The sequence below is a fragment of the Rothia endophytica genome (assembly GCF_039543885.1).
Classification (GTDB): Bacteria; Actinomycetota; Actinomycetes; order Actinomycetales; family Micrococcaceae; genus Rothia; species Rothia endophytica.
Genome location: NZ_BAABKP010000001.1, coordinates 479,418 through 506,157 on the forward strand (window position 1 = coordinate 479,418; position 26,740 = coordinate 506,157).

At 57.2% G+C, this 26,740-nt stretch carries 25 protein-coding genes and 1 tRNA gene; 16 read left to right on the forward strand and 10 right to left on the reverse strand.

Features of this window, described 5'->3' with window-relative positions:
• Window positions 1-8: 8 nt before the first annotated feature.
• From ABD982_RS02175 to ABD982_RS02195, 5 genes are all read right to left on the reverse strand, one after another.
• Window positions 9-830: a thymidylate synthase gene (locus ABD982_RS02175; RefSeq protein ID WP_345444175.1), complete on the reverse strand. Its 822-nt coding sequence runs from the start codon at window positions 828-830 to the stop codon at window positions 9-11.
• A 93-nt stretch (window positions 831-923) separates the two neighbouring features.
• Window positions 924-1,928 carry an NUDIX hydrolase gene (locus ABD982_RS02180; RefSeq protein ID WP_345444178.1) on the reverse strand — a complete coding sequence of 335 codons (1,005 nt, stop codon included), beginning with the start codon at window positions 1,926-1,928 and terminating at the stop codon, window positions 924-926.
• 103 nt (window positions 1,929-2,031) lie between these two features.
• Window positions 2,032-4,254 carry an RNA degradosome polyphosphate kinase gene (locus ABD982_RS02185; RefSeq protein ID WP_251379282.1) on the reverse strand — a complete coding sequence of 741 codons (2,223 nt, stop codon included), beginning with the start codon at window positions 4,252-4,254 and terminating at the stop codon, window positions 2,032-2,034.
• A 36-nt stretch (window positions 4,255-4,290) separates the two neighbouring features.
• The gene (gene mshD, locus ABD982_RS02190) at window positions 4,291-5,265 is read right to left on the reverse strand and encodes a mycothiol synthase (RefSeq protein ID WP_345444183.1); all 975 of its coding nucleotides are present in this window, start codon (window positions 5,263-5,265) and stop codon (window positions 4,291-4,293) included.
• 109 nt (window positions 5,266-5,374) lie between these two features.
• The gene (locus ABD982_RS02195) at window positions 5,375-6,061 is read right to left on the reverse strand and encodes a winged helix-turn-helix transcriptional regulator (RefSeq protein ID WP_345444186.1); all 687 of its coding nucleotides are present in this window, start codon (window positions 6,059-6,061) and stop codon (window positions 5,375-5,377) included.
• Window positions 6,062-6,205: 144 nt separating this feature from the next.
• Here ABD982_RS02195 and ABD982_RS02200 point away from each other — a divergent pair, with 144 nt between their 5' ends.
• The 3 genes from ABD982_RS02200 (at window position 6,206) to ygfZ (ending at window position 9,069) form a co-directional block, all read left to right on the forward strand.
• Window positions 6,206-6,958, forward strand: a complete 753-nt coding sequence (locus tag ABD982_RS02200; protein WP_251379279.1) for a hypothetical protein — start codon at window positions 6,206-6,208, stop codon at window positions 6,956-6,958.
• Window positions 6,959-7,216: 258 nt separating this feature from the next.
• Window positions 7,217-7,894, forward strand: coding sequence for a heme-binding beta-barrel domain-containing protein (locus tag ABD982_RS02205; protein WP_251379278.1), 678 nt, complete (start codon window positions 7,217-7,219; stop codon window positions 7,892-7,894).
• 23 nt (window positions 7,895-7,917) lie between these two features.
• Window positions 7,918-9,069, forward strand: coding sequence for a CAF17-like 4Fe-4S cluster assembly/insertion protein YgfZ (gene ygfZ / locus ABD982_RS02210; protein WP_345444193.1), 1,152 nt, complete (start codon window positions 7,918-7,920; stop codon window positions 9,067-9,069).
• A 105-nt stretch (window positions 9,070-9,174) separates the two neighbouring features.
• Here ygfZ and ABD982_RS02215 read toward each other — a convergent pair whose 3' ends face one another.
• Window positions 9,175-10,206, reverse strand: coding sequence for a 6-phosphofructokinase (locus ABD982_RS02215; protein WP_345444196.1), 1,032 nt, complete (start codon window positions 10,204-10,206; stop codon window positions 9,175-9,177).
• 399 nt (window positions 10,207-10,605) lie between these two features.
• On the reverse strand, window positions 10,606-11,808 hold the full coding sequence (locus ABD982_RS02220) for a pyridoxal phosphate-dependent aminotransferase (RefSeq protein ID WP_345444199.1): 1,203 nt from the start codon (window positions 11,806-11,808) through the stop codon (window positions 10,606-10,608).
• 265 nt (window positions 11,809-12,073) lie between these two features.
• On the opposite strand from ABD982_RS02220, the gene ABD982_RS02225 reads away from it, so the two are divergent.
• From ABD982_RS02225 to ABD982_RS02285, 13 genes are all read left to right on the forward strand, one after another.
• Window positions 12,074-12,146, forward strand: a tRNA-Trp gene (locus ABD982_RS02225).
• A gap of 74 nt (window positions 12,147-12,220) precedes the next feature.
• Window positions 12,221-12,484, forward strand: a complete 264-nt coding sequence (secE, locus tag ABD982_RS02230; RefSeq protein ID WP_345444202.1) for a preprotein translocase subunit SecE — start codon at window positions 12,221-12,223, stop codon at window positions 12,482-12,484.
• A 100-nt stretch (window positions 12,485-12,584) separates the two neighbouring features.
• Complete coding sequence (gene nusG, locus ABD982_RS02235) at window positions 12,585-13,331, forward strand: transcription termination/antitermination protein NusG (protein WP_345444205.1); 747 nt, start codon at window positions 12,585-12,587, stop codon at window positions 13,329-13,331.
• Window positions 13,332-13,576: 245 nt separating this feature from the next.
• A complete protein-coding gene (gene rplK / locus ABD982_RS02240; protein WP_251379272.1) occupies window positions 13,577-14,005 on the forward strand; it encodes a 50S ribosomal protein L11 in 429 nt (142 codons plus the stop codon).
• Between the two features lie 138 nt (window positions 14,006-14,143).
• On the forward strand, window positions 14,144-14,839 hold the full coding sequence (gene rplA / locus ABD982_RS02245) for a 50S ribosomal protein L1 (RefSeq protein ID WP_345444209.1): 696 nt from the start codon (window positions 14,144-14,146) through the stop codon (window positions 14,837-14,839).
• A gap of 158 nt (window positions 14,840-14,997) precedes the next feature.
• Window positions 14,998-16,005 carry an ABC transporter ATP-binding protein gene (locus ABD982_RS02250; protein WP_345444211.1) on the forward strand — a complete coding sequence of 336 codons (1,008 nt, stop codon included), beginning with the start codon at window positions 14,998-15,000 and terminating at the stop codon, window positions 16,003-16,005.
• A gap of 262 nt (window positions 16,006-16,267) precedes the next feature.
• Window positions 16,268-16,777, forward strand: coding sequence for a 50S ribosomal protein L10 (gene rplJ / locus ABD982_RS02255; protein ID WP_251379269.1), 510 nt, complete (start codon window positions 16,268-16,270; stop codon window positions 16,775-16,777).
• A gap of 119 nt (window positions 16,778-16,896) precedes the next feature.
• On the forward strand, window positions 16,897-17,274 hold the full coding sequence (rplL, locus tag ABD982_RS02260; RefSeq protein ID WP_251379268.1) for a 50S ribosomal protein L7/L12: 378 nt from the start codon (window positions 16,897-16,899) through the stop codon (window positions 17,272-17,274).
• 184 nt (window positions 17,275-17,458) lie between these two features.
• Window positions 17,459-18,481, forward strand: a complete 1,023-nt coding sequence (locus ABD982_RS02265) for an endonuclease/exonuclease/phosphatase family protein (RefSeq protein WP_345444218.1) — start codon at window positions 17,459-17,461, stop codon at window positions 18,479-18,481.
• Between the two features lie 150 nt (window positions 18,482-18,631).
• A complete protein-coding gene (locus ABD982_RS02270; RefSeq protein ID WP_345444221.1) occupies window positions 18,632-20,107 on the forward strand; it encodes a glycoside hydrolase family 32 protein in 1,476 nt (491 codons plus the stop codon).
• A gap of 147 nt (window positions 20,108-20,254) precedes the next feature.
• Complete coding sequence (locus ABD982_RS02275; RefSeq protein ID WP_345444223.1) at window positions 20,255-20,815, forward strand: PTS sugar transporter subunit IIA; 561 nt, start codon at window positions 20,255-20,257, stop codon at window positions 20,813-20,815.
• 212 nt (window positions 20,816-21,027) lie between these two features.
• On the forward strand, window positions 21,028-22,974 hold the full coding sequence (locus ABD982_RS02280; protein WP_345444225.1) for a sucrose-specific PTS transporter subunit IIBC: 1,947 nt from the start codon (window positions 21,028-21,030) through the stop codon (window positions 22,972-22,974).
• A 163-nt stretch (window positions 22,975-23,137) separates the two neighbouring features.
• A complete protein-coding gene (locus ABD982_RS02285) occupies window positions 23,138-23,782 on the forward strand; it encodes a GNAT family N-acetyltransferase (RefSeq protein WP_345444228.1) in 645 nt (214 codons plus the stop codon).
• 4 nt (window positions 23,783-23,786) lie between these two features.
• On the opposite strand, the gene ABD982_RS02290 is transcribed toward ABD982_RS02285, so the two are convergent.
• The 3 genes from ABD982_RS02290 to mobA all read right to left on the reverse strand — a co-directional run bounded on the left by ABD982_RS02290 (window position 23,787) and on the right by mobA (window position 26,740).
• Entirely contained in the window at window positions 23,787-24,797 is a 1,011-nt protein-coding gene (locus ABD982_RS02290; protein WP_345444231.1) for a LacI family DNA-binding transcriptional regulator, read from the reverse strand.
• Between the two features lie 89 nt (window positions 24,798-24,886).
• Entirely contained in the window at window positions 24,887-26,119 is a 1,233-nt protein-coding gene (locus tag ABD982_RS02295) for a molybdopterin molybdotransferase MoeA (RefSeq protein ID WP_345444234.1), read from the reverse strand.
• A 24-nt stretch (window positions 26,120-26,143) separates the two neighbouring features.
• Entirely contained in the window at window positions 26,144-26,740 is a 597-nt protein-coding gene (mobA, locus tag ABD982_RS02300) for a molybdenum cofactor guanylyltransferase (protein ID WP_345444236.1), read from the reverse strand.

Sequence of the window (26,740 nt, forward strand, 5' to 3'; positions counted from 1 at the left end):
ACCCACCCCTAAACAGCTATGGGCGCTTTGATGGTGGGGTGGTGGCGGTAATCCACCAGCTCGAAGTCCTCAAATTCGTAGTCAAAGATAGAGGCCTTCTTATTCTTAATGCGCAGTTGAGGGTAGGGATAAGGTTCCCGGGAGAGCTGCTCTTCAACCTGTTCGTAATGGTTGGAATAGATGTGGCAGTCACCCCCGGTCCATACAAATTCGCCGGGTTCCATGCCCACTTCTTGGGCGATGAGCTGGGTGAGTAGAGCGTAGGAGGCGATGTTGAAAGGTACGCCAAGGAACATATCGGCGCTTCGCTGGTAGAGCTGGCAGGAAAGCTCCTGGACCCCGTCCTGGCGAGTTTTGACGTAAAACTGAAAGAGGGCATGGCAGGGCGGTAGTGCCATGTCATCAACCTCAGCCGGGTTCCAGGCGCTGACGATGTGCCGGCGGGAATCTGGATTAGTTTTCAAGGAGTCGATGACCCTAGCAATCTGGTCGATTGTTTCCCCGTGGCCAGCAGGCCAGGAACGCCACTGCACGCCGTAGACCGGCCCCAGTTCACCGTCTTCATCAGCCCATTCATCCCAGATACTCACACCGCGCTCCTGTAGCCAGCGCACATTCGATTCACCGCGCAAAAACCAGAGCAGCTCAATAGCAACCGATTTAAAATGCACCCGCTTAGTGGTGATGAGAGGGAAGGACTCGGAGAGGTCAAAGCGCATCTGGCGCCCAAAAACACTCTTGGTGCCGGTGCCGGTGCGGTCGCCTTTTTCGTCCCCTCTGTCCATAATCTCGCGCAACAGGTCTTCATAGGGGGTGGGGATGGTGCTCATGGCAATCTTTCAATCAAACGGCGGTCAAGGTAGGGATGTCTGAACCTAACTCAGTATTCATTGGGGCCCCCTAGGGCGCCCGCAGAGGAAGAGCTAGTCGTCGAAGGGTTTAATCTGCTCTAGACTCACCACGGTCTTTTCCTGGCCAGTTACCTGTAACACCCACATTTCACCGGGTTTCAGGTAGGGATCTTCGGTGGGGAGGTGCCGAGAAAGAGAGAGGGGCAGACGCGGGGTAAGAACCCCCAGAATAGTGGGTAGTACAGGTCTGTGGGTGCAGAGAGCTACCGGCTTATCGTACTTGTCAAAAAGGGATTCTACTATCTTGGCAGCTGCTTTAGGTGAACGCTCGTTAGCTGCCTCTGTTAAGGCACGCTTTTCTTTGATAGGTAGCCCTTGGTTCTTAGCATAGGGGTAAAGGGTCTGCATGCAACGCACCCAGGGTGAGGAGATAAGTTTCTCAGGCCCCCAGGCTTCCATGAGACGACCAGCGGCAAGCGCCTGACGTTTACCGGTTGCAGCGAGGCTTCGTTCGCCTTCGGCTCCAGCCCAGGTAGAACGAGGCTTCGCTTTTGTATGGCGGATGACAATCACGGGGCGGGTGCGCAAGAGGCCTTTTTTGTAGAGGCTGATCAGGGCATCCAGGGGCTCACAATCGGTAGGGTTGGTGAGCATCTCTCGGGCCTGCTGGGGGCTAACCCACCGCAGTTCATCCACTTCACCCTCATCTGCTTTAGCCTTGGCGCCGTGGGGCAGCTCTGCCGCCCAGTAAAAGACCTCTTTGGAGCGTTTCTTAACGCGGTAGGCAGTGACAGCCAGCGGTACACCCAGGGTGATCTGCAGCCCTACCTCTTCCCTGACCTCTCGCACCGCAACCTCAGGCAGCGTCTCTCCCGGGTCCTGTTTGCCCTTGGGCCACGACCAGTCATCATAGTTGGGGCGGTGAATGACTAAAACCTGCAGTTGATCACGGCGGTAACGCCAGATCAGGGCGCCAGCTGCATTAATCTCTGCACTGTTGCCGGCTCCACGTTGAATACTGAGGGACTCGTCTGCGCTGTGCGCTGCATAGACGAATTCTGTGGTTGCTTTGGGCATAAGCTGAGCTCTCTGTGTGACGGGCAGGGCCATGCCCTTGGGCTAACCCTGCGTTAACCCAAGGACATTCTATCTGTCGGATTAAGGGCGGTACGCCCCCTGTCTACTTCTTCTTCTTATCCCTACTTGATAGGTAGGAAGCCTGGACGTCGAGGAGCGGCTGACCGTCCTTGTTAAGGTGGTGCCTTTCCCACTTACCATTGGCGTCCAAGTGCCAGTTGCTGGTTTTGGGAGAGAGGTAATTATCAAACATATCCAGGAGATACTTCACGTGGGCGGGTGCCTTGACCTGAACCAGTGCCTCGACACGGCGGTCCAGGTTACGGTGCATCATATCGGCTGAACCAATGTAGGTCTTAGGTGATCCGCCGTTCTCAAAGGTGAAGACACGGGAGTGCTCCAGGAACCTGCCCAGCACAGAACGCACCTTGATATTCTCAGAAAGGCCAGGAACTCCGGGGCGCAGAGCACAGATACCGCGAACAATCACGTTGACCTCAACCCCGGCCTGGGAAGCGCGGTAGAGGGAATCAATGATAGCTTCATCCACCATGGAGTTGCACTTAATCTGAATTTTGGCTTTTTGACCTGCCAGCTTGTGCTCAATCTCCTTATTGATATTGTCAATTAGACCTGAGCGCAGGGAACGCGGAGCCACCAAGAGCTGCTTGTAAGTGGTCTTGGGGGCGTAGCCGGATAGCTGGTTGAAGAGACGAGAAACGTCCTCCCCAATCTGCTGATCACAGGTAATCAGGCCCAAATCCTCGTAGAAACGAGCAGTGGAGGGGTGGTAATTGCCGGTACCAATGTGGCAGTAGCGGCGCAGACCATCAGCCTCTTTGCGCACCACCAGTGAGAGCTTACAGTGGGTTTTCAGACCCACGATACCGTAGACTACATGCACGCCTGCGCGTTCGAGTTTGCGGGCCCATTCGATGTTGGCCTGCTCGTCAAAGCGCGCCTTAATCTCAACCAGCGCTAGCACCTGCTTGCCTGACTCTGCTGCCTCAATGAGAGCGTCCACAATGGGGGAGTCACCCGAGGTGCGGTAGAGGGTCTGCTTGATGGCCTGGACGTTGGGGTCAGCTGCCGCCTGCTCCAAAAAGGCCTGCACACTGGTAGCAAAGGAATCGTAGGGGTGGTGCAACAGTACATCGTGTTCACGTGCTGCCCCAAAGACGTCAGCAGCCTTGGACGTTTCGTTAGCGTTGAGCCAGCGGGACGTATGCGCCACGTGCTTGGGGTAGTGCAGAGCTGGGCGATTTGCCTTGGCAATAGCAGCAAAGCCGCGCATATCCAGGGGAGCGGGTAGCTTGTAGATTTCGTGACCGTCGATCCCCAGTTCAGAGACGAGAAGATCAAGGATATTGGGGTTGATGGTGTCTTCGACCTCAAGACGCACGGGCGGGCCAAAGCGGCGGCGTAGCAACTCCTTTTCTAGAGCTTTGAGCAGGTTCTCAGCGTCGTCCTCTTCCACCTCCAAGTCTTCGTTACGGGTCACGCGGAAGGCATGATGCTCTACGACCTCCATGCCGGGAAAGAGGACATCCAGATGCTGGGCGATAATAGCTTCCAGAGGGATGAAGCGTGCCTCTGATGAGGAAGAGTTAACGGCGCGGGAGCCATCGATAGAGATCATGCGGTCGATGGTCTCGGGTACCTTGAGACGGGCGAAGAGCTCTTTGCCGGTCTGTGGGTTACGCACGATAACGGCTAGATTCAGCGACAGTCCAGAGATGTAGGGGAAGGGGTGTGCCGGGTCCACGGCCAGGGGAGTGAGGATGGGGAAGAGCTCAGCGCGGAAGAAGCGGGTGAGTTTCTCCTTGGCAGCATCTTCGAGGTCATCCCAGCCCACAATACGGATTTTCTCTTTTTCCAGCTCGGGGTAAACCTGCTCGTGAAAGACACGGGCCTGGCGCTCCTGCAGAGCGTGGGCTGCCTCAGCAATTTCTTCCATCTGCTCTTCAGGAGTCAACCCTGAGGGCGCAGGTACCGCGATACCGGTAGCGATACGACGCTTCAACCCTGCCACACGCACCATGAAGAACTCGTCGAGGTTGCTGGTCACAATTGAAAGGAAGTTGAGGCGCTCTAGCAAGAAGAGATGGGGGTCCTCTGCCAATTCCAGCACGCGGGTATTGAACTCAATCCAGCTGGTTTCACGGTCCAAAAAACGGTCACTACCAAAGTCACCGGCAAGGTTAGGTAGCTTAATCTTTTCGCCGATATCGATGCGGTCTACGCGGGTCTCTGCACGTTCGATCTTGTTGATGTCACCGCCGATATGGTTGCTGGTCTGAACCCGAGTATCAGGTTGAGTAGTCATGGAGTCCTTTTCCTACTGTGTGGGATTGAATGAAGTTTAGCGTTCTGTGGTAGCCAGATATTGGCGATCAATCGTCAGCGGTGAGAAACCGAGAGAGCGGTAAAGGGTAACAGCAGGGGAGTTCTCTGCATCCACGTAAAGCACGATCCGGTCGAGTTTCTTACCCGGGGCATAGTCAGTCTGCGCTAGATATGCCATACCGGCTAGAGTCAGCGACCGTCCTAGCCCCTTGCCTTGCCAGTCAGGAGTAACACCCACGGCATAGACCTCACCCTCTAGCACCCCGGTCTGGTGGTGCGGAATCTTGGTCCAGTGGGAACCGGCAATGCTCCCCGTACCATCTTTGGCTAAGAAGAAACCCTCGGCTCTGAACCAATCAGAACCGGCGCGTTCCTCAAGATCTTTGAGGGTCAGCTTTCCCTGCTCGGGGTGATCAGCAAAAGCCGTTGCATTAGCCTCTACCCAGCCGCCGGCGTCCTTCTCGGTGTAGGTCTCCAAGGTGATGTCAGCAGGTAGAGGAGCAGCCTCAGCTGCAGCGAGGATGCTCGCACGTGTCTCATCAGTCAAGGCAAGCCCCATCTTGAAAAGCTCACGCTGAGCCACAAATCCCTGGCTCTTAGCCAGCTTTTGGGCTGAAATCATTGCAGAACTTGAAGCATCAGGTCCACCGTGCACCCAGGCGGCTACCTCTCCATCCACCCGCGTCAAGGCTTCGGTAATGAGGGCTGTGCCCAGGCCGCGCTCGCGGGCTGAGGGGTCCACTGCGGCCTCAAGAAGACAGCTATCACCATCGGTGACCAGAGCGGCAAAACCTCTGGTTTCGCCAGCCTCACACACTTCGAGAATGCGCACTGCGCTACTCTCCCCGCGAGACCACTTGCGGGCTTCAACCAGGGTCTGTTCCGAGAAGGGCTGAGCCTCATCAATGCTAAAGGCTCGTTGGGCTAGGGCTTCAAGCCGCTCGACAGTCGCACTGCTCGGTTCTTGCCATATAAAATCTATTGAACTCACTGGTGTGTCCTCCTGCACTTCTTTACCTAAAACCACTCTACTCGCAGCGGCCCCCCGCTTACGAGGTGGGTTTGCCTAAAATAGGTCAAAGATTTATCGCGAACCCCGTCTAACGATCAGTGAGTCGGGGGGAATTGAAGCTGTAACCCACATTGCGGACCGTGGTGATGAGCTGCTCATGGTCAGGGCCCAACTTGGATCGCAGACGACGAATGTGGACGTCCACGGTGCGGGTGCCACCGTAGTAGTCATACCCCCACACCTCGGAGAGCAACTGGGCCCTGGTGAAAACACGCCCTTGATGCTGCACCAAAAACTTCAGAAGCTCGAACTCTTTATAGGTCAGGTTGAGAGGGGAACCCTGTAAACGCGCGGAATAAGAGGCTTCATCCACCGTGACGCCGCCGGCACGAATCACGGTTTCATTCGGGGTTTCTGCCGGTGCGCTGTGTGTCACCAGTAAACGTAGCCTGGCTTCTAACTCCGCTGGCCCAGCACTGGCCAGCATGATGTCATCTACCATCCACTGTGCTGAGACAGCGGCTAGACCGCCTTCGGTGAGTACCATCATCAAGGGAGTCGATAAACCGGTACCTTTGAGCAACTGGGCGCAGTTGCGGGCAGCTACCAGCTGCTCGCGGGCGTCCACCATCACCACATCGGGTGAATGCGAGCTCACCACTGGCGCTGCTGCGTTCAGCGGCAAGACGGTCAGACCGTGAGTTAGTAGACCTAGGGACGGGGCGACATCGCTGCCCTCAACCGCCGAATCGCTCAACAGAACAATCTGCACCATACCGCTCACAGCCTTTCTGAGCGCTCAACGCTCCAACAGTAAGTATAAAACGCCTCACCCCAAACATTGATAAAAAGGTTCGGTATACGGGAAGATGATATGAATACTGAACGCGCACCCCACTACGTAAGAAGAACGGCCCCTGTGTCTACCAAAGAACCCACCTCCACCCGAGCCATGCGCACTTTCGTGCCAGAGTTGAGTAGGCTACGCCGAGCCCGTCAAAAAACGGTTTATGAGGGTCCCCTGGGGAAAATTGGGGCTACACCGCGTTCGCGCTACCTGCTGGTTGCCATTTCTGCGGTGGTAACCCTGGTGGGGTTAGTACTTGCCGCCTCCATCGCGCCCTGGGCTGCTGCTCTCGTGGGCTTTATCGCCGTTCTCTTTATCGCTGGCGGGTGGCCAGCGGCAACGGGTATTGCCGAGCTGCGAGGCCGTACCCGTATTACCTCTCACTCGGTCATTGTTTTATTGGCAGGCACCACCTCTGTGCTATATTCCTGGCTCACTGAGGGCCCCCTTCCCCTTGAGGCTCTACCAGCCATCGCAGCTGTGGGTGTTGTTGCCAGCTTCCTGGTAGAGCTGATGCGCGGTGAAGGGGCAGTGGGACGCCTAGAGTCAGTGATTAGCTGTGTTACCGGGGTGCTGGCGTCGGTATCAGTCGCGGGGTGGGTAGGGCTTGCTGCCCTGACCCGTCTTGAAAACAGTAGCCTGCCTGTGGTTTCCATCGGCATCATCGTTGGTGTGCTGTTGGGCCTCATCGGGGTACGCGTTATCTCTGCCGGCCCCAAAGAAGGCCCCCGTCGCGGGGCTATTACACTGGGCGTAACACCGGTGGCATTTATTGGCGTTATCGGTTACGTATGTGCGACATTCCTCACTCGCATGGTAGGGTAGCCGTATGAGTATTCTTGCACTTGAAATCTTCTTTCTGACCCTCCTGGGCCTGGCAGGTCTAGCAATTTTCACCTGCATCGGCTTTGTGCTGACCGGATTGTTCCGCGGCCAGAAGTAACAAGCCCTTTACCGCAAGACCCCGTGCACCGTTGCGCGGGGTCTTGTGCGTACCCGTAAACGGCTTTTGAAGCCTGAGCCCTGTTTCGCCCGCCGCCTAAGCCGCTGACCAGCGCCCCACCCCGGGCTAAACTAGTGGCTATGGCTATTGAAATTCCTTCAAATCTCACCCCTGAACTCGTGCCTCTCTCCTGGCTGCTGGGCACCTGGGAAGGCACCGGTTCTCTCTGGTATGAGGGAGCTGAGGAAACCCCCTTCGGGCAGATTATTACCTTCACCCAAGACGGCCTTCCTTTTGTGGAGTACCGTGCTGAGTCCTTCTTGCTCGATGATCAGGGGCAAAAGCTGCGCCCGCTGACCGTCGAGACTGGGTTCTGGCAGATTGACCGCCCCCAGGTCGATGGGGACGTCGGTCCGGGCCTTGTCCCCGCTGACGTGGTGCCCGTCCACAAGGACGCAGATTCCGTTGAAACTCTGCGCAATGAGGACGACGGCTTCAACATCCTTGCCACCATCGCCCACCCTGGCGGTCTCACCGAGAACTACGTGGGTATGATCAAGGGGCCGGTGGTGCGCCTGCAGACCGGCAACATGTTGCAGGATGACATCACCAAGGAGTACGCCGGTTCGGTGCGTCTTTGGGGTCTAGTCAACGGCAATCTCATGTGGGACTGGGAAACAGCTAACCCCGTTACCCGCAAGCTGGAGAAGCACGCTTCGGCTGAGCTTCGTAAGACCTCGTCCATGACCGGTGATGATTTAGGTGCAACCATGTTTGGCAGCCTGGATGATGAACCCGGCGACGGCGAGTCCAAGTAAAACCCGGCTGGAAAAGTAAAAACATGACTAAGACTGATTACCGCAGCCCCCTGCTCAGCCGAAAGGGTGCTTTTGGCGCCCTGGGGCCGGACGCGGGCGTCGCTGCCCATTACGGGGATCCCAACGCCGAACAGCGCACCCTGGCACGTAAGGTGCACCTGACTCTGGTGGACTATTCCCAGTTGGGTGTAGTGACGGTGGAAGGGCCCGATCGACTATCCTGGCTCACTACCCTCTCTAGCCAAGTGCTGACCAACTTAGACGAGGCGCAGAGCGCTGAGTTACTACTGCTGTCGCCCCAGGGGCGCATTGACTTCTGGGCTGCGGCGGTGGAGAACGACGGCGCGGTCTGGCTTATCACTGAGAGGTCGGCTGCCGCGGAGCTCACCGCCTACCTGGAGCGCATGAAGTTTATGCTGCGGGTTGAGATGACTAACCGCACAGATACCCACGCGGTACTGGGCAGCACCCTTGACCCCCGTACCGTTGAGAGTGCCCCGGCTGTCCTGCGCGAGGGTATCGTCTGGCAGGATCCATGGGCTAACGGTGTGGCGGATGGCGGCTACACCTATACACAGGCAGGGGTAGAGCACCCCGGCTCTGGCTACAGCTGGTACCTGACTGTCGTGCCCTCTCACCAGCTGCTGGATGCCACCGAAGGGGTGGCTCTCGCCGGTTCCTGGGCTGCCGATGCTCTGCGTATTGAGGCGTGGCGGCCACGGTTAGGCAATGAAGTTGATGAGCGCACCATCCCTCACGAACTGGATTTGATGCGCACAGCCGTTCATATGAACAAGGGCTGCTATAAGGGGCAGGAAACCGTGGCTCGCGTGCACAACCTGGGCCACCCGCCTCGCCGCATGACCTTCCTCGATCTTGACGGCTCTGAACACACCCTGCCCCGGGTGGGCACTCCAGTTTTCGCCGGTGAGAAGAAGGTGGGCTATATCAGTTCGGTTGCCCTGCATCATGAGGCTGGCCCCATTGCACTGGCTCTGCTCAAGCGGTCGGTTGACCCGGCCTCAGAGCTACGCGCTATCGATGACGGTGATTTTGATGGGGACGGCAACCCGGCACCCGCCACCCACTACGCCTGCTCCCAGACAGTTATCGTTGCTCCGGATGCCGGCCAGGTGGCTGGCCGTCGCAACATGGGAGACTTCTTCCGAGGTTAAATGCCTGAATCGGAGAGCTTGAAGCATTCTCAAACGGTTATCAGCTTTAGAAAAGCCGCCTGCCCCTTTGGGGGCAGACGGCTTTTCTCTGCTTAGTTTTGCTACTTAGCGGCCGAAGAGCACCTTAGCTTCTTCGTAACGGTAGGCGGGAACGGTCTTGAGACCGTCCAGTGCCTCTGAGAAATCAACGCGTTTGATATCGGTGCCCAGCATTGCAACCATCTTGCCCCACTCCTTATCGTGAATCATATCCACGACCTGAATGCCCAGGCGGGTGGAGAGCACACGGTCAAAGCCGGTAGGTGCGCCACCGCGCTGGATGTGGCCCAGAGTGGTGTTACGGGTTTCGATACCGGTGATTCGCTCAATCTCCTGAGTGACGTACTCACCAATACCGCCTAGACGGGGCCGGCCGTCCTTCTCTTCACCCTTGCCGGCAAGAACATCATCGAAGCCTTCGGGGATGAAGCCCTCAGCGACTACAACCAGGGGGGAGCGTCCGCGGTCGTGAACTTCCTTAACCCAGACAGCTACCTCTTCCATAGAAACCTTGACCTCAGGGATCAGAATGGCGTGGGCGCCACCGGACATACCTGAGTGCAGAGCGATCCAACCCACGTGGCGGCCCATGACCTCTGCAACCATGGCACGGTGGTGAGATTCACCGGTGGTGCGCAGACGATCTAGAGCATCAGTTGCGATAGAAACCGCAGTGTCAAAACCGAAGGTGTAGTCGGTGGCCTGCAGGTCATTATCAATGGTCTTGGGGACGCCTACCACGGGGAGGCCAGCGTCAGCCAGACGCTTAGCGCCAGCCAGGGTGCCTTCGCCGCCGATGGCAACAATGGCGTCAATGCCGTTGCGTTCCATCATAATTTCGATCTTTTCAGCACCACCCTTGGGGCCGTCAAAGGGGTTGGTGCGGGAGGTGCCCAGAATGGTGCCACCCACACGAGCTAGACCGCGCACCTTGGTGCGGGGAAGGTCCATGAAATCACCCTCGACAACACCACGCCAGCCATCGCGGAAGCCAACGAATTCGTCACCGTAGGTTTTGATGCCATTGAGCACTGCACCGCGAATAACAGCGTTGAGGCCGGGGCAGTCGCCGCCGGAGGTGAGCAGACCGATCTTCATGGGAGGATCTCCTAAAATATTCCTGAAAAGGGAATGATGGTTTCTATGACCAACGCATCGAGGCGAGTCAGTTAACCTGCCTCAAACATGTTGGTCTTTGTTGGTTTCTATTCTAGTAAATTTGGTCTTGAGTGGGTAGCTGTGGGCTGGGTTGGGTTGTATGTTTCTAACCTCTGCCTTAGGGTCAAAAGCAACTTTATTGGCAAGTCGCGAGCTAAGGCTGAAAAGCAGGCTGGCACCTCACCCCAACAAGATTTAAATAGTTCGACCGCTAACCAGCACAGCAAGAGCAAGCTGACCCTCTCGCCCGGTTCGCTGGCACTCACGAGGCGATTTACGCCAGCCCCGAGCCAGCTTGCTTTTTTGCTGTGCTGATCAGCGGTCTTGGACCTCTGTCTCCTACTTGGCGGTGCCCAGCAGCTTTTGAATACGCGTTACACCCTCAGCCAGGTCCTCATCGCCCAGGGCATAGGACAGGCGCAGGTAGCCTGAAGGGCCAAAAGCCTCACCGGGAACTACCGCAACTTCGGCTTCTTCAAGAATGATTTCAGCCAGCTCAGCGGAAGTTTCAGGGCGCTTGCCCGCAATTTCTTTGCCCAGCAGCCCGGTGACGTCCGCGTAGACGTAGAAGGCACCCTTGGGGGTGGGGCAGTGCACACCTTCAATGGCGTTCAGACCTTCAACAATAGCCTTGCGGCGGCGGTCAAATGCAGTGTGCATTTCATGGACGGCGTCCAGGGAACCAGAAACGGCGGTGAGAGCTGCCATCTGGGCTACGTTGTTAACGTTGGAGGTCATATGGGACTGCAGGTTGGTCGCTGCCTTGGTGATATCGGTAGGGGCAATCATCCAGCCCACGCGCCATCCGGTCATAGCGTAGGTCTTTGCAACACCGTTGAGGATGACGGTGTTCTCGGCAAGAGCAGGAACGGCAGCAACAATAGAGGTAAAGGGCACGCCATCGTAGGTCAGGTGCTCGTAAATCTCATCGGTCAGTACGATGATTCCCTTTTCCAGCGCCCACTCACCGATAGCCTTGGTTTCCTCGGGGGTATAGACCGCACCGGTGGGGTTGGAGGGGGAGACAAAGATCAGTGCCTTAGTCTTTTCGGTGTAGGCAGCCTCAAGCATGTCCGGGGTGACCTTGTACTCCAGGTCGCTGCCCGCAAAAACTTCCACGGGGTTGCCACCAGCTAGGCGGATAGCCTCGGGGTAGGTGGTCCAGTAGGGGGCGGGGAGTAGGACCTCGTCGCCTTCGTCAATGACGGTAGCGAAAGCCTGGTAGACAGCCTGCTTGCCACCATTGGTCACAATGACCTGAGAAGCGTCGATGTCGATGCCGGAGTCACGCCTGGTCTTTTCGACAATGGCCTGCTTAAGGGCGGGTAGGCCAGCTGCCTGGGTGTAGCGGAAATTTGCGGGGTCGTTGAGGGCCTCGCGAGCCGCGTCAACAATGTAGGCCGGGGTGGGGAAGTCTGGCTCACCGGCGCCGAAACCGATGACGGGGCGGCCCTGGGCTTTGAGCGCCTTGGCTTTGGCGTCGACGGCTAGGGTAGCTGAGGGGGCGATTGCGCCAATACGGCGTGAAACGCGGGCAGACATGGGGAATCTCGCTTTCATCCCATAAAAGGGTGGCTCGGGGTTGTGGTCGCTTGCCTGAGGGGCTCTACCTCTAGCATAGGAGTTCCAGCGGGTGAGTACATCTTTATGAGAGGCTGTGGCTAATAAACACCGAACTTATGACCCTGCTAGCCAGGTTTTGCCAAAGCAAGAAAAGATGATGTACAGTAGGTACCGTTGTTCGCAACCGAACAACGCTGGTTTGTGCCCTAAGAAGTACAGACGCTTTGAAGACAGATGTTTTCAAAGGGCGGTGGCTCAATTGGTAGAGCAGCGGTCTCCAAAACCGCAGGTTGCAGGTTCGAGTCCTGTCCGCCCTGCTCAAGCCTCACAGGTTTTCTTTCAACCGAACATATCTGTTCATAGGTAAGAAGTAGAAAGGGGCGGGCCCCATATGGCTAAATCAATCGCCGCTCGGACCGCCAATTCTGACGAAAATGGCGCAGAAAAGACCCCCGGTTTCTTTGGGCGCATCTTCCAGTTCCTCCGCGAAGTTATCGCCGAACTCAAAAAAGTAACCACACCCACCGGCAAAGAACTGGTGCAGTACGTGATTATTGTTCTTCTCTTTGTGGCCTTTATGCTCCTACTAATTTCAGGTCTTGACTACCTTTTCGGTCAGGGAGCCTTCTGGATTTTCGGTAACGGCGTAGCCTAAGGGTCCGCTTAGTTGGGCTAAAGCAGCCTTAACCCCGTAAAATCATTTACCAAGACGAACGCGCACGTGCGCGATAGACAACAGATGAAAGCAGGAAAGCGTGTCCGAGCAGGAAATGCAGCACGAAGCCGATGAGGTTGTAGAACCTGCCCAGCAGGCAACCGAAGAGGGCCACGAAGCTGTAGAAGTTGCAGCAGCAGAAGTGGTTGAAGAAGTTGAAGCCGCTGAGGCTAACGACGAGTCCACCGTTGATCCCCTTGAAGAATTCAAGTCCAAGCTTCGCCGCCAGGAAGGCGAATGGTTTGTTATTCACACCTACGCCGGCTACGAGAACAAGGTTAAAGCTAACCTCGAATCCCGTGTGCAGACTCTGAACGCTGATGAAGATATCTTCGAAGTTCAGGTGCCCATGGAAGAGGTCATGGAGGTCAAGAACACTTCTAAGAAGATGGTCCGCCGCGTTCGTATTCCCGGCTACGCACTGGTGCGCATGAACCTTACTGACGAAAGCTGGGGCGTTGTACGCCATACCCCCGGTGTGACCGGCTTCGTAGGTCAGGACGCCTACAACCCCGTCCCCCTACGCCTTGATGAGGTTGTTGAGATGCTGGCTCCTGTCTTTGAGGCTGAGCAGGCTGAAGCAGGTGTTGCACCGGCAGCTGCACCTGTTGTCGAAACCGGTTTCGAGATCGGCGAGGCAGTTACCGTCAAGGACGGACCTTTCGAGGGTATGCCCGCAAGCATTTCAGAAATCAACGCTGCTTCACAGCAGCTGGTGGTTCTCATCTCTGTCTTCGAGCGTGAAACCCCTGTGACCCTGAACTTCGCTCAGGTCACCAAGGTCTAAGACCTTTCGGTGTAGCTTAAGAGCCGCTTTCCCTGTTTGGGGGAGCGGCTCTTTTGCTCCCGCTGTGAGCAAGAGCTAGCCCTGGCCGTCCGCGACCACCTAGCTTAAGGCCGGCAAAACTACTAAGATATAAGTTTGTGTGTGCACCTACGCTTGGTGCCTCCACACAGGCGACCGCGCCACGGCCGCCACCGGCCGACGCATACTCCTGTGCGCCGGTACACCAGCTAAGAAAAGGACCAAGAATGGCTCCCAAGAAGAAGGTCTCAGGCCTCATTAAGCTGCAGATCCAGGCAGGCGCTGCTAACCCGGCTCCTCCCGTTGGCCCCGCACTCGGTGCGCACGGCGTCAACATCATGGAATTCTGCAAGGCATACAACGCTGCAACTGAATCACAGCGCGGCAACATCATCCCCGTAGAAATCACCGTTTACGAGGATCGTTCCTTCACCTTCATCACCAAGACCCCTCCCGCAGCGCAGCTCATCAAGAAGGCAGCTGGCGTTCCTAAGGGCTCCGGTGTTCCCCACACCCAGAAGGTCGGTTCACTCAACATGGACCAGGTGCGCGAAATCGCACAGACCAAGATGGATGACCTGAACGCTAACGACCTTGATGCAGCATCAAAAATCATCATGGGCACCGCACGTTCAATGGGCATCACCATCGACTAATCTCAGCCTCTTCGCTGAGACGAGGCTAGAGCCTCACCCAAGACAAATTATTAGAAGCCTAACCCCGGCCACGGGGAAGGCAAGTGGCAGAGCCGAGCGCGGCTCATAAGAGACCACACCTGCAAAGGAGAAAAGCAGATGGCAAAGCGCAGCAAAGCGTACGAGGCAGCTGTAGCAAAGATCGATGCGGAGAAGCTTTACGCACCCGCAGAGGCTATTGCAGTTGCAAAGGAAATCGCAGCAGAGAAGCCCCACTCAACCGTTGAGGTTGCACTGCGTCTGGGCGTTGACCCCCGCAAGGCAGACCAGATGGTCCGCGGCACCGTAAACCTGCCCAACGGCACCGGTAAGACCGCTCGCGTGGTTGTTCTGGCTGAAGGCGAGAAAGCTGCAGAAGCTGAAGCAGCTGGCGCAGACTTCGTTGGTTCAGATGACCTCATCGCAAAGATCGCTGGCGGCTGGGTTGACTTCGACGCAGCGGTTGCTACCCCCAACCTCATGGGCAAGGTAGGCCGCCTGGGTAAGGTACTTGGTCCCCGTAACCTCATGCCTAACCCCAAGACCGGCACCGTGACCATGGACGTCACCAAGGCTGTTAACGACATCAAGGGCGGCAAGATCGACTTCCGCGTTGACCGTAACTCCAACCTGCACTTCATCATCGGTAAGGCTTCCTTCACCGAGCAGCAGCTGACCGAGAACTTCGAAGCAGCTCTTGAAGAGATTAACCGCCTGAAGCCCTCTTCGTCTAAGGGTCGCTACATCTCAAAGGTTACCGTTGCAACCACCTTCGGCCCCGGCGTCCCTGTTGACCCCGCGACCGTAGCTGCATAAGTCTAGTTTTCTAGTCTTAGTCTTTGAGGCAGGCTTTCCGCTCAGGCGGGGGGCCTGCCTTTGTTTTGAGCTAGTCATCGTGCACCTTGCCGCCCAACGTGCCTCTTAGAGCTGCACAGTCGTCAATAAGGTGCACATGCTCGGGGATAATAGAGACCATGAATCAACCAGGGCTGCACCTAGCCGGTATCAGTAAAAACTACGATGGCACCATCGTTCTAGACGGTCTTGACCTATCTTTGCCTGCCGGTCAGATGCTAGCCCTGCTGGGGGCTTCTGGAGCCGGTAAATCTACTCTGCTTCGTCTTATTGCAGGGCTGGAAGAGCCAGATTCAGGCGTCGTCAGCTTCGGTGGGCAGGCTATAGAGCCGGGCCAAACTGCCCTGGTCTTTCAGAAACCCGTGCTCTACCCCCACCTGAGTATTGAAGAGAATATCCTTTTTGCCTTTCGCCTCAAAAAGTCTGCACCTTTAGACAGGGAGCATTACAGCTCTCTGGTGTACACCCTGGGGTTGGGAGACCATCTGAAGAAGAAACCCGCTCAGCTATCGGGCGGGCAGGCACAGCGGGCAGGTATCGCCCGCGCTTTGGTGCGACTCACACCGGTGGTCCTCTTCGATGAGCCACTTTCAAGTGTTGATGAAACAAGCAGCGCCAGTATTCGCTCTGATGTGCAGCTTTTGCATACGCAACTAGGTTTTACCGGTATTTACGTTACTCACGACCAGAATGAAGCCCTCCAAATGGGTCAACGGGTAGCGGTTTTATCGGGCGGACGTCTAGCCCAGGTAGGCACCCCAGAGCAGCTTCTGGCGTCTCCTGCCTCTGCGGAGGTAGCTCACCTGGTGTTCCCTCTTTACAACTCGTTTGATGCGCAGCTAGCGGGGCGGGCCGTCCGCGCGGGACTGAACGCCTTTGCTTTTTCACCCGGTCATCAGATGGGGAGCCTCACCGCTGTAGTCCGCAGCAGCTGGCAGCATACAGCTGGCCTACGGGTAGAAATAGAGGTTGTTCAGGATGCTCTGGTCACTACCGAGGCAGGAGAACTTACTATCCCTGAGGGCACCGTACTGACAACCCTGCTCACCGGAAGACGGCATGTGGAGACAGGGCATAGCCTTAATGGGGAAATAGACCCCGCTGGCCTTCATCTCTTCTCGGCATAAGGTTAAAGAACGTGATTAAGCCCGCTTAAGGATAAAAACAGCTTGCCTAGCCGCCGTAATCCGTGGTTAGATGGAGTAACCAAAGACCGCCGGTCTGTGCCTTCTTCACGGAAGAACACGGTAAGGGCTCACAAGGAGCCACCTGCGTAGGTGCCGATAAAACAATACTTACTAGGAAATTTTCTGGTCTGTATTATGCCTCGATGCCTGCGCGTCGGGGCATTTTTGTTAGCCCGGCGGGATAAGAACTGGAAGGAACACCATGGCAACACAGGAAAAGATTGCTGCTGTTTCCGAGCTCAAGGAACTCCTTGAAGCTTCAAACGGCGTAATTCTCACCGAGTACCGTGGTCTCACCGTTGCGCAGATGAAGGATCTTCGTCGCGCGCTGGGCACTGAGACCGAGTACGCCGTGGTAAAGAACACTCTGACCGCTATCGCGGCTAAAGAAGTTGGCATCGACGCATTCGATGGTCAGCTCCACGGCCCTAGCGCAATCGCATTCATCAAGGGAGACTTCATTGATGCTGCGAAGGGTCTGCGTGACTTTGCCAAGGCTAACCCCCAGCTGATCGTTAAGAGCGGTTACTTCGAGGGCGAATCCCTCGACGAAGCTGGTATCAACAAGTTTGCAAGCCTCGAATCACGCGAGGTACTTCTTGCAAAGGTCGCAGGCGGCGCGAAAGGTGCAATCGCTAAGGTTGCTCGCACCGTTGACGCTCTGCGTATCAAGCTCGAAGAGCAGGAAGGTGCTGCACCCGAGGCTGAGTAATCACCCGGTTGTCTGTCACTTTTTATAGACTTTTGGCCCCACATGGGTCAGCATAATTTTCAAGCTCGCAGGCTGAAAAATTTAGGCTTGCAACTGAATTAAAAGAAGGAGCCAATCTCATGGCTAAGCTTTCAATCGAAGAACTCATTGAAGCATTCAAGGAACTCTCACTCGTTGAGGTTTCAGAATTCGTCAAGGCATTTGAAGAAGAATTCGACGTAACCGCTGCAGCTCCCGTTGCTGTTGCTGGTGCCGCTGGCGGCGAAGCTGCTGATGCTGAAGAGCAGACCGAATTCGACGTTATCCTCGAATCAGCTGGCGATAAGAAGATCGGCGTTATCAAGGAAGTTCGTGCACTGACTTCACTCGGCCTGAAGGAAGCTAAGGACCTCGTTGACTCAGCTCCCAAGGCTGTCCTCGAAGGCGCTTCCAAGGAAGACGCTGAGAAGGCTAAGGAAGCTCTCGAGGGCGCAGGCGCAACCGTTACCCTCAAGTAAAGTTTCTAACTTTTCTTATCTTTGGCGCAGGGGCGGCACTCCTTTCGGAGTGCCGCCGCTGCGGCTTTCAAGAAATACCGCCTTGCACCTAATGCGGCGGCCAGCCTTGCCGGGGGGGGGCATAAAGGACGGACGCCGCTACCCGTTTCTTCCCCTGCCTGCTGGTTTTAGCTAGGCTGGGGTCATGGGTAAGACTCTGATTCGTGTGCTCTGGTGCCTGCTGTTGGCAGGTTTTCTGACCTGGCTAGCTATCCTCCTATGGGCGGGTCACCCGGCCACAGCCTGGCTGACCACCCGCCTGGTCATAGCCCAGGCCGTTGCCTTCCCCGCCCTGCTTGCAGTAGCCGGGGCGGGCGTCCTGATAACGGCCCTGCTGGTCGCCCTGCGCTCTAGAACCAGCACAATCACCCGCTGCCTCGCCGGGCTGACGGCACTAGCCTGTGCCGCTTCTACCCTGCTGGCGGTGATTGACCCCTACGGAGCTGTGCGATATGGGGCAGGCGGGGTGCCCGCCATCGGCTGCGTCAATGTGCAGACCTACCGGGTCACCACCTATAACGCCCTCGACACCCTCACCGACCAGAGCCTGGCCCGGCTACTGGCCGATCAACCGGATTTTCTGGTGCTCCCCGAAGTCTCACCCGACACGCCCGCTCTAGCCGGTGGGGTACCGGGCTACCAGGTGTTCGCATCCACCAGTGAGAAGATCCACATTGCTCCCACCCTGACCCTGGTCAGCGACAGGCTGGGTACCTACACCGCTCAGGAGATGCCCATGACCTTCGGAGCCCTGATGCTGGCTCCCGAAAACGAAGATACCGGCCACCCCTCACTGCTGGCGGTGCACACCGCCCCGCCCGTCCCTGCCTACATGCAGCAGTGGCGTGAAGATCTCGCTACGATTGACCGGCTGGCCCGCGAAGAAGCGAGCCTCGACCTGATAGCCGGCGACTTCAACGCCACACTGTTGCACGGCAGCTTGGCCAGCTACTCGGGAGCACGCTCACTGCTGGGGGTGGACGCCGCCTTGGCCACTGACCAGGTAGAGGGCACCTGGCCGGTGGGCGGGGTACTGGGAATGAGAGCCCCTATTGATCACGTCATGGTGATGCAGGGAGCACCTGCAGGCGGGAAAGAAACCACCTACCAGCAGGTGGGTGAATCTGACCACCTGGCAGTGAGCGCCCTCGTGGACCTTTGTAGGTAGGGGCGTGGGCTAGCACATAACATAATCTGGGATATTTGCCGGTCTGCACTGCAAGCCGCAACCCCGGACCTAGAAGGAGGGCAGGAGGTAAGCTGGATATGACAAACGATTGACAGAGCCCGCCACCGCACCCCACCCAAGGAGCCCCGCGTGACTAAGCCCGGACGTCCGGACGCCGCCGAACTACTCGCCGCTGCCGAGCAAGCCTATGCCACCTACCATGAGCAGGTCCGCACCGACCCCGACTACCCGGCCCTGCACCTGGCACCCCCGGTAGGCCGCCTTAACGACCCCAACGGGCTGATCTATAAAGACGGGGTCTACTACGCCTTCTACCAGTACTCACCGGTACACCCCACCCGCGCCGTCTTCTGGCGTCAGGCCACCAGTACCGACCTCACTCACTGGGAAGATCGTGGCACCACCATCGCCCCCACGGACTGGTTCGACAAGAACGGCTGCTATTCCGGTTCTGGTTTTGTGGGCGAGGGCGGAACCCTCGAATTCTTCTACACCGGCAACGTCAAAGATGAGCAGGGTAACCGCGAAGCCTACCAGGTGTTATTTACCTCAGAGGATGATGGCGCCACCTTCACCAAGCAACAGGTGCTGATTGATGGCCCAGAGGCTGGCTACACCGCTCATTACCGTGACCCCCACGTCTTTGAACGCGATGGACACTTCTACGCCGTTATCGGTGCTCAGCGGGAGGACGAAACCGGTGCCGTAGTGCTTTACCGCTCCACCGACCGCCGCACCTGGGTCTTCGCCGGCGAAATTTCCTTTACCGACCCCGTCCTGGCGGATATGGGCTACATGTACGAGTGTCCGGGGCTGATTCAGCTGCGTGACACCGACGGTCAGCTCAAGGACGTTCTTATCTTCAGCCCTCAGGGCATGGAAGCAGACGGGGAGAAATACAATAACATCTTCCAGACCGGCTACCTGGTGGGCACCCTCAACTTTGACACTCTGCTCTTCACGGTTGAGACTCCCTTCACCGAGCTGGATTCTGGCACCGAATTTTATGCCCCCCAGTGCTTCCACGGGGTAGGGGCAGACGGTTCTCACGCAGTTTTGCAGGGCTGGCTGGGCAATGCTGACCAGGATGATCAGCCCTCCTGGGAAAACCACTGGGTACACATGCAGACCTACCCCCGCACCCTGACCCTGCGCGGTGGGCAGCTACTGCAAAACCCTGTGCGCCAGCTTGATAGCATACTGGATCCAACGCCTGTGACTCCGGCGTCCGGCGGAGAAGTTGTTGAAGCTAAGGACGCTCGCGTCTTTAGGCTGCGGGGTACCGTGAGGGTTGCAGAGACCCCTGCCCATATCACGGTGGAAGACGCCGCCGGGCAGGCTCTAGACATCACCCTAGATGCTACCGGTGCCGCCCTTTCCCGGGCAGGTTCCCGCTACACGGTGGGGGGCACTGACCGCCGCCGAACCTTGGGAGAAGCCGCAGAACGTACCTTCGATTTACTCATTGACGCCTCAGCTACTGAGTTTTTTGTTGACGGAGGGACCACTGCCTTTGCATCCCGGGTTTATTTCACCGGTAGCAAGCGAACCGTCCGGGTGCAGGGGGCGGTGCTCTCGTTAGAATTCGCTCGACGCGCGGAGTAGACCCCTCGTGGATGCCAGGCGAAACTTTTGTTACTTTATGGCAAGTGTTGCCGGGTAAAAAACTGCAATCCTTTTATCAGTAATGATAGTGTGATAGAAGATACCGCATAGGCGGTAGCTCACAAACCATAGAAAATGAGGTGCACCGTGGCAGGCTTTTTCAAAAAACTCTTTGGCGGTAACGAGCAGGCAGAGCCTGCGCCAGTACTACCGGCTGAAACCCCTGCGGTGCAGACCGTAGCTCCTAATGATCTCAGTGCTCCCCTGGGAGGCACCGTGGTAGAGCTGTCGGGCGTATCTGACCAGATGTTTGCTTCCGGTGCCTTGGGCCCCGGTGCGGCAATCGAACCGGTCAGCGGCACCGTAGTAGCACCTGCCGATGGCATTGTAACGGTCGCTTTCCCCACCGGTCACGCCTTCGGCATCCGTACCACTGACGGTCTAGAAATCTTGATTCACGTAGGCTTTGACACCGTTGAGCTCGATGGTAAGTTCTTCAACGCTAAGGTTGAAAAGGGAGCCACCGTCAAGCGTGGAGACGTGCTGGTGGAGTTTGACTTAGAAGAGGTCAAGACAGCGGGATACCCTGTTACCACCCCGCTGGTTATTACCAACGCTAAGGCCGCCATCTCATCGGTGCGGGCGCTCAACGTGGGCAGCCAGGTAGCCGCAGGCGATGCTTTCCTCGCCGTAGAACCTAAGGGATAACCCCATCACTAGTTATAGGGATATATAACCTGCACATAAGCGCCGCCCCCTTCTCTGAAATAGAAGGGAGCGGCGCTTTTTCGTTTCTGTCATAACACTGCCTGAACCGCGCTAAAGATGCTAGTATGTCAAACGATTGGCATATTATCTGGCTCACATCACCACACCTGCCACCAGGTTGACCTCGGTGGCTCATACACCAAGGAGACGGCATGGATCATCAATCCGTGGCTGAACGCGTGCTGGCCAACGTCGGCGGCGTTCATAACATCCAGGCAGGCGCCCACTGCGCCACCCGCCTGCGCCTCGTGCTCAAAGACCCTAAAGCAATCAATCAAACCGCGTTGGATAACGATGACGATATTAAGGGCACCTTCCAAAACGCTGGGCAGTTCCAAATCATTGTGGGCCCCGGCGACGTCAATGAGGTCTATAAGCACCTTGTAAACAAGGGGATGAAGCAGGCATCCAAGGATGAGCTTAAGAGCGTGGCGGCGTCTAAGGGTAACCTGGGCACCCGTTTCCTCAAAACCGTCTCCGATATCTTCTTGCCCATCATCCCCGTGCTGGTAGGCGCGGGTATGCTCATGGCGCTGAACAACGTGTTAACCTCAAAGGATCTCTTCTGGGGTGAAGGCGCAGCTCCTCTGGTTGAACAGTTCCCCTCTTGGGCTGGCTTCGCAGAAATCGTTAACCTACTTTCGGCGGCGGCTTTCGCCTTCCTGCCTGTGCTGGTAGGCTACTCGGCTACCAAGGTCTTTGGCGGTAACCCCTACCTGGGCCTCACCATGGGAGCAGCCATGGTCTTCCCATCCCTGGTCAACGGTTACAACGTGGCCGCTGCCCTCGAAAATGGCACCATGACCTACTGGGATGTTTTCGGCCTCCAGGTGCAACAAGCAGGCTACCAGGGCACCGTTCTTCCTATTCTTTTCGTAGCGTACATTCTTGCTAACGTCGAGAAGTTCTTCCACAAGATTCTCAAGGGCGTCATCGACTTTATCTTTACCCCCACTCTCACCTTGCTCATCACCGGCTTTATTACCTTCCTAGCTGTTGGTCCCGTGATGTTCAAAGCCGGTACTATGCTGGGTGACGGCATCAACTGGCTGTACACTACCGCTGGCCCTGTTGGCGGTTTCCTCTTTGGTCTTATTTACTCACCTATCGTGATTACCGGCCTGCACCAGTCCTTCCCGCCCATCGAGCTCATGCTCTTCGATAACGGCGGCTCCTTTATCTTCGCGACTGCTGCAGTTGCCAACGTAGCCCAGGGCGGTGCAGCACTGGGTGTTTACCTTTCAACTCGCGATGAAAAGCTCAAAGGTATCGCAGGCGCCTCAGCGCCTTCAGCATTCTTGGGTATTACCGAACCTGCTATCTTCGGCATTAACCTGCGTCTGCGCTGGCCCTTCTACATCGCGATGGTTTCTTCTGCAATTGGCTCAACTATCATCGCCTTGCTGGGCGTTAAAGCGGTAGCTCCCGGCGCTGCTGGTTGGATCGGCTTTGTTTCCATCGGTACTCAGTATGGTGCCGGCTGGCCTGGCTTCTTCCTGGCCGTAGCAGTTTCAACCATTCTGGCAACCGCTGCCACCTTCATCTACGGCAAGCGGGTAGCTGCTAAGGCTACCGTTGATACCACCGCCGCTCCTGTGCTTGCGAGTAGCACCCCCGGTTACGAGCTGACCTCCCATATGAAGGGATCTGCCCTGCCCCTGGCCTCTGTCTCTGACCAGACCTTTGCCTCTGGCGCGCTGGGGCCCGGCGTTGCTGTTGAGCCCACTGAAGGCAAGCTCTACGCGCCTGCAGACGGCAAAGTTACTGTAGCTTTCCCCACCGGTCACGCTATCGGTATGCGCACTGAACAGGGCGTTGAACTGCTCATGCATATCGGCTTTGATACCGTGGAGCTCGACGGCAAGTTCTTTACCCCCAAGGTAGAAAAGGGTGCTGAGGTCAAGCGCGGGGACGTGCTGGTGGAGTTCGACATGGACGCCATCGCCGCTGCGGGTTACCCCCTGACGACTCCTTTAGTCATCACCAATGCCAAGAAGTCTATTGGTTCAGTGGAACTGGCGGTTGCTCCCAGTAGCACTGTTGTATTAGATGACATTCTGGTCGCAGTAACTGCCCCTGAGCAGGTTCCTGCCTCGTAGATTCCACCGCCAGAATTACTTATTTACCGGTAAAGAACTGGGCCCGGCTGTACTACAGCCGGGCCCAGTTTTTTTGCGCGTCATACCGCTAGCACGGTCCCTCTGTGGATAATTAGAAATATTCACAGGATTTCGTGCACCTTGAGAACCAGAGGAAAGAACTATGGCAGAAGAAAACCGCTACACCTTTACCGTCCGTCAGGCAACCGAAGCTGACTGGCCCGGCGTCATCGACGCTCTCACGAGTGCTTTTGAGCATGACCCGGTGATGAACAACGTTATGGGAGGTGACGGCAAAAGCCAGAAGGTGCGGGACCTCTTCGGCTTCCAAATCCGTCACACCTATGGCCCTAAGGGCACCATTGATGTGGCAGTGACCGAGGAGGGTAAGATCTTGGGCGCAGCTCTCTGGATCTCCCCGGAGGGGCAGAAAGGCGGCTTGATTGATGAAATCAGGGCACTGCCCGAATATGCAAAGGTCCTAGGGGCGGGCCTACTCCGAGCCGCTATTGTCGATTTAAAACTTCTCGCCGCGCGGCCCAAGTTCCCTCACTGGCTCCTTTACACCATCGGTGTGCATGAGGACGCTCGTGGGCACTCCATCGGTTCTCATTTGCTCGATTTCCGCCGCTTTCAGCTGGGTGAGCTACCTGCCTACCTAGAAGCATCTACTTATCGCAGCGCCAAACTTTACGCCCAGCACGGTTTTGTGGAGCTCTTCCGCTTCAAGAGTGGTAAGCCGGTTCTGGGGATGTTGCACCCGGCGCCGGTCACCCAGGTCTCCAAAAATAACCCTGCAGGGCGCTAGAAAGCTAGTCTAAAGAGACCCGGTCGGGCTGCTTCTGGCGCAGTGTGCTCCCCTCGTATACGCTGACCGGTAGGACGTCAGCCCCGTCCAGATCATCCTCCTGCCCTGCAATAGCGTGGAGTAGGCGCGCAACTGCGCGCTGGGCAATCTCATCGATAGGTTGCATCACGGTGGCTAGATGGGGGAGCATAGCGCGGGTATAAGGAGCCCCGTCAAAACCAATCACCTGTAGGTCCGTGGGAACTTCTAGGCGCAACCTCTGGGCACAGCTGAGTACCATTGCCGCGTATATATCGTTAGACGCAAAGACCGCATCGAGGGTGGGGTATTGGTCGAGATAGCTGGCAATCATTTCCATTTTGTGGGCGTGGGGAGTATCAAACCCCAGTTCGAGAGTGCGGCCTGTAATGCCGTGTTCAGCCAGGGCATCACGGTAGCCTCGCAGTCGCAGGTTAACCTCAGACGCAGTTGAAGTGATGTGTACCGGCTCTTTCGCACCGCGTTCTAGCAGTAGAGAAGTAGCCCGGTAACCGCCGTCGTAGTTATCGCAGCGCACGTTAGGAGCCTTGCCCGTTTCAGCACGATCGATGGTGACCAGGGGTGCACCCATGAGCGGGAACTGGGCCACCAGCTGGGAATGAGCGCCGGTGATGACGCCGTCCACCTGGTTGGCTAGTAGCATGTCAAGGTAGCGCTGTTCAGCTTCTGGTCGGTCCCCACTGTTACAAAGGATGGTTTTGTAGCCGGCATCCGCGAGGTGGGACTCCAGACGGTAGGCCATTTCACCGTAGAAGGGGTGGGCAACCGAAGGAAAAACCAAACCGATGAGCTGGCTCTTGCGGCCTTGCAAAGAACGGGCGATCGCGTTCGGCCGGTAGCCCAGGGTTTTCATTGCTTCGAAGACGTTGGAACGGGTTTTTTCTGAGAGGTAGCCGCGGTTATTGAGCACACGGGACACCGTGGTGGGAGAAACCCCCGCAAGTGCAGCAACATCACTGAGTTTGGGCTGAGACATGTGTCCCTTGGCTGATAGATAAAAAATGTACTTCTTCAGTATAGGGGCGTGCCGAGAGCGTACGGGGGTATGGCGGCACCTTCGTCTGCTTAGACGGGTAGTCCCAAAAATTGGCAGTTTTTTTCTGCCTCTGCGCCTTCAGGAGGAAGCAGTGCCAGCGCATCAGCTGAAGCGAAGCCGGTCAGCATGTGGGAGCGGGTTTTATCTTGTGGGGTGAGATGGACGCCCCCCGGTGTTACCTCGATGGTCACGGGTATCAGACGCAGATCTTTTGTGCTGTAACCGGGGACCGCTGCGGTGAGGGTTCCGGTGGGTAACTGCGCTAGTGGTTGACCGAAGATACCGGCAAGGACGGCGGGCAGGTAAGAGTAAAGGGCGACGTGGGCTGCTAGGGGGTTCCCAGGCAAGCCTAACACCAGGCGTCCGTCCGGTAGGAGGGCGGCGAGCGCCGGGTGGCCGGGGCGGATAGCGACTGATTCGAAGATGTAGGTAGCACCTAGTTCTGTTAGGACGCGGCGTACCCAGTCTACGTCTGAGGTGCTGGAACCGCCGGTGAGCATGAGGATATCGGCGGCTGTGTGGTCCAGCCAGTGGTGGAAGTTTGGGGCGCTGTCCTGCAGACGAACCGTAGACGTTACTCTGGCCCCGAAAGATTCAATGATGAATGGGAACTGGGGCGAGAAGGCGTCGCGTACTTCGCCCGGGCCTGGCAGACCACCGGTGATGATTTCGTTGCCGGTGTAAGCCAGCGCCACGGTGGGTTGGGTATAGACCGGCAGGCTATCGAAACCCAGAGTTGCCAGTGAACCGATATGGCGGGCACCCAGGCGGATACCGGCTGCTAGCACCGTGGCTCCGGCTGCTAGTTCTTCACCGGCGCGGCGAATATCGTCGCCAACTGCTGGTTGCAGGTGAGGGGATCTTTCAAAGAAGTGGGGGAGGGCTTCAATCATAGCCAGGTCGCCGTCATTGGACAGCCGGGCATGTTCTAGCCTGAGCACGGCGTCCGCACCGGGTGGCAGGAGCCCACCGGTCAGAATAGGGGTGGCCTGCCCTGCCTCAAGTGGCACGGTTTTACGGTGGACGTTCTCGCCGGGTTGGGATTCTTGGCTTGCAAGCAGTTGCCAGGGGCCCCGGCCGGCCAGAGCATAGCCGTCCATAGCAGAGGAATCATAGTGGGGCACCGGTAGCGGACTCTTCAGGGGCTCCGCTAGAACCCTGCCGATGGCTGAAGGCAGCGCTACCCGCTCTGTGGCAGCTGCATGCAGGCTGCCTTCAGCGTGCAAAAGGGTGCGGGCATCGAACCAGGAAACATGCTGCATAGGGTTCCTTGAGAGTGGGAGAAGTTAGGCGGACGGTGCGGTGGACGTATCGCGGGTGTAGCCACTGGCCTGGGCCTGTTGCCAAGTGTCCACATCGGCAGTTAGCTCTGAGGTGAGCTGCACCGGCTGGGGGGACAGGGGTGCTAGAAAGCGGCGCACTGATGCGTTGGCGGTATCACCGGCAAAAGCCTGCGCCAGCTGGTCGGTGCGGTAGATACCCAGCAGGGGCTGGAAGGTTCCATCGGCAACCCCCCAGAACCCCAGGGTCTCGGGGGTAGCTGAGGTCGCCGCCTCAGTCAGTTGTTCAACGGCACCTGCGACCCCGGGAACATCCACCGACAGTAAGAGCGTCCAGGGTGCGCGATGCTGTGCCAGGGCGTCTAAACCCGCGCTAATAGCGGCAGCGGGGCCAGAGAAGACCGGCTCTTCGCGGGTCAGTAACACACCTGAGGGCAGGGGTAAGTCTGAGGGGCCAACGACCACACGGGCAGCAGCCGTACCGGCAGCGTCCAGAGTGGACGCCAGCAAGGTCTGTTGCCCGTTGGAGAGCAGGGCTTTGGGTACACCGCCCAAGCGGGAGGATCGCCCACCTGCAACAATCAGAGCGTTAAAAACGAGCAC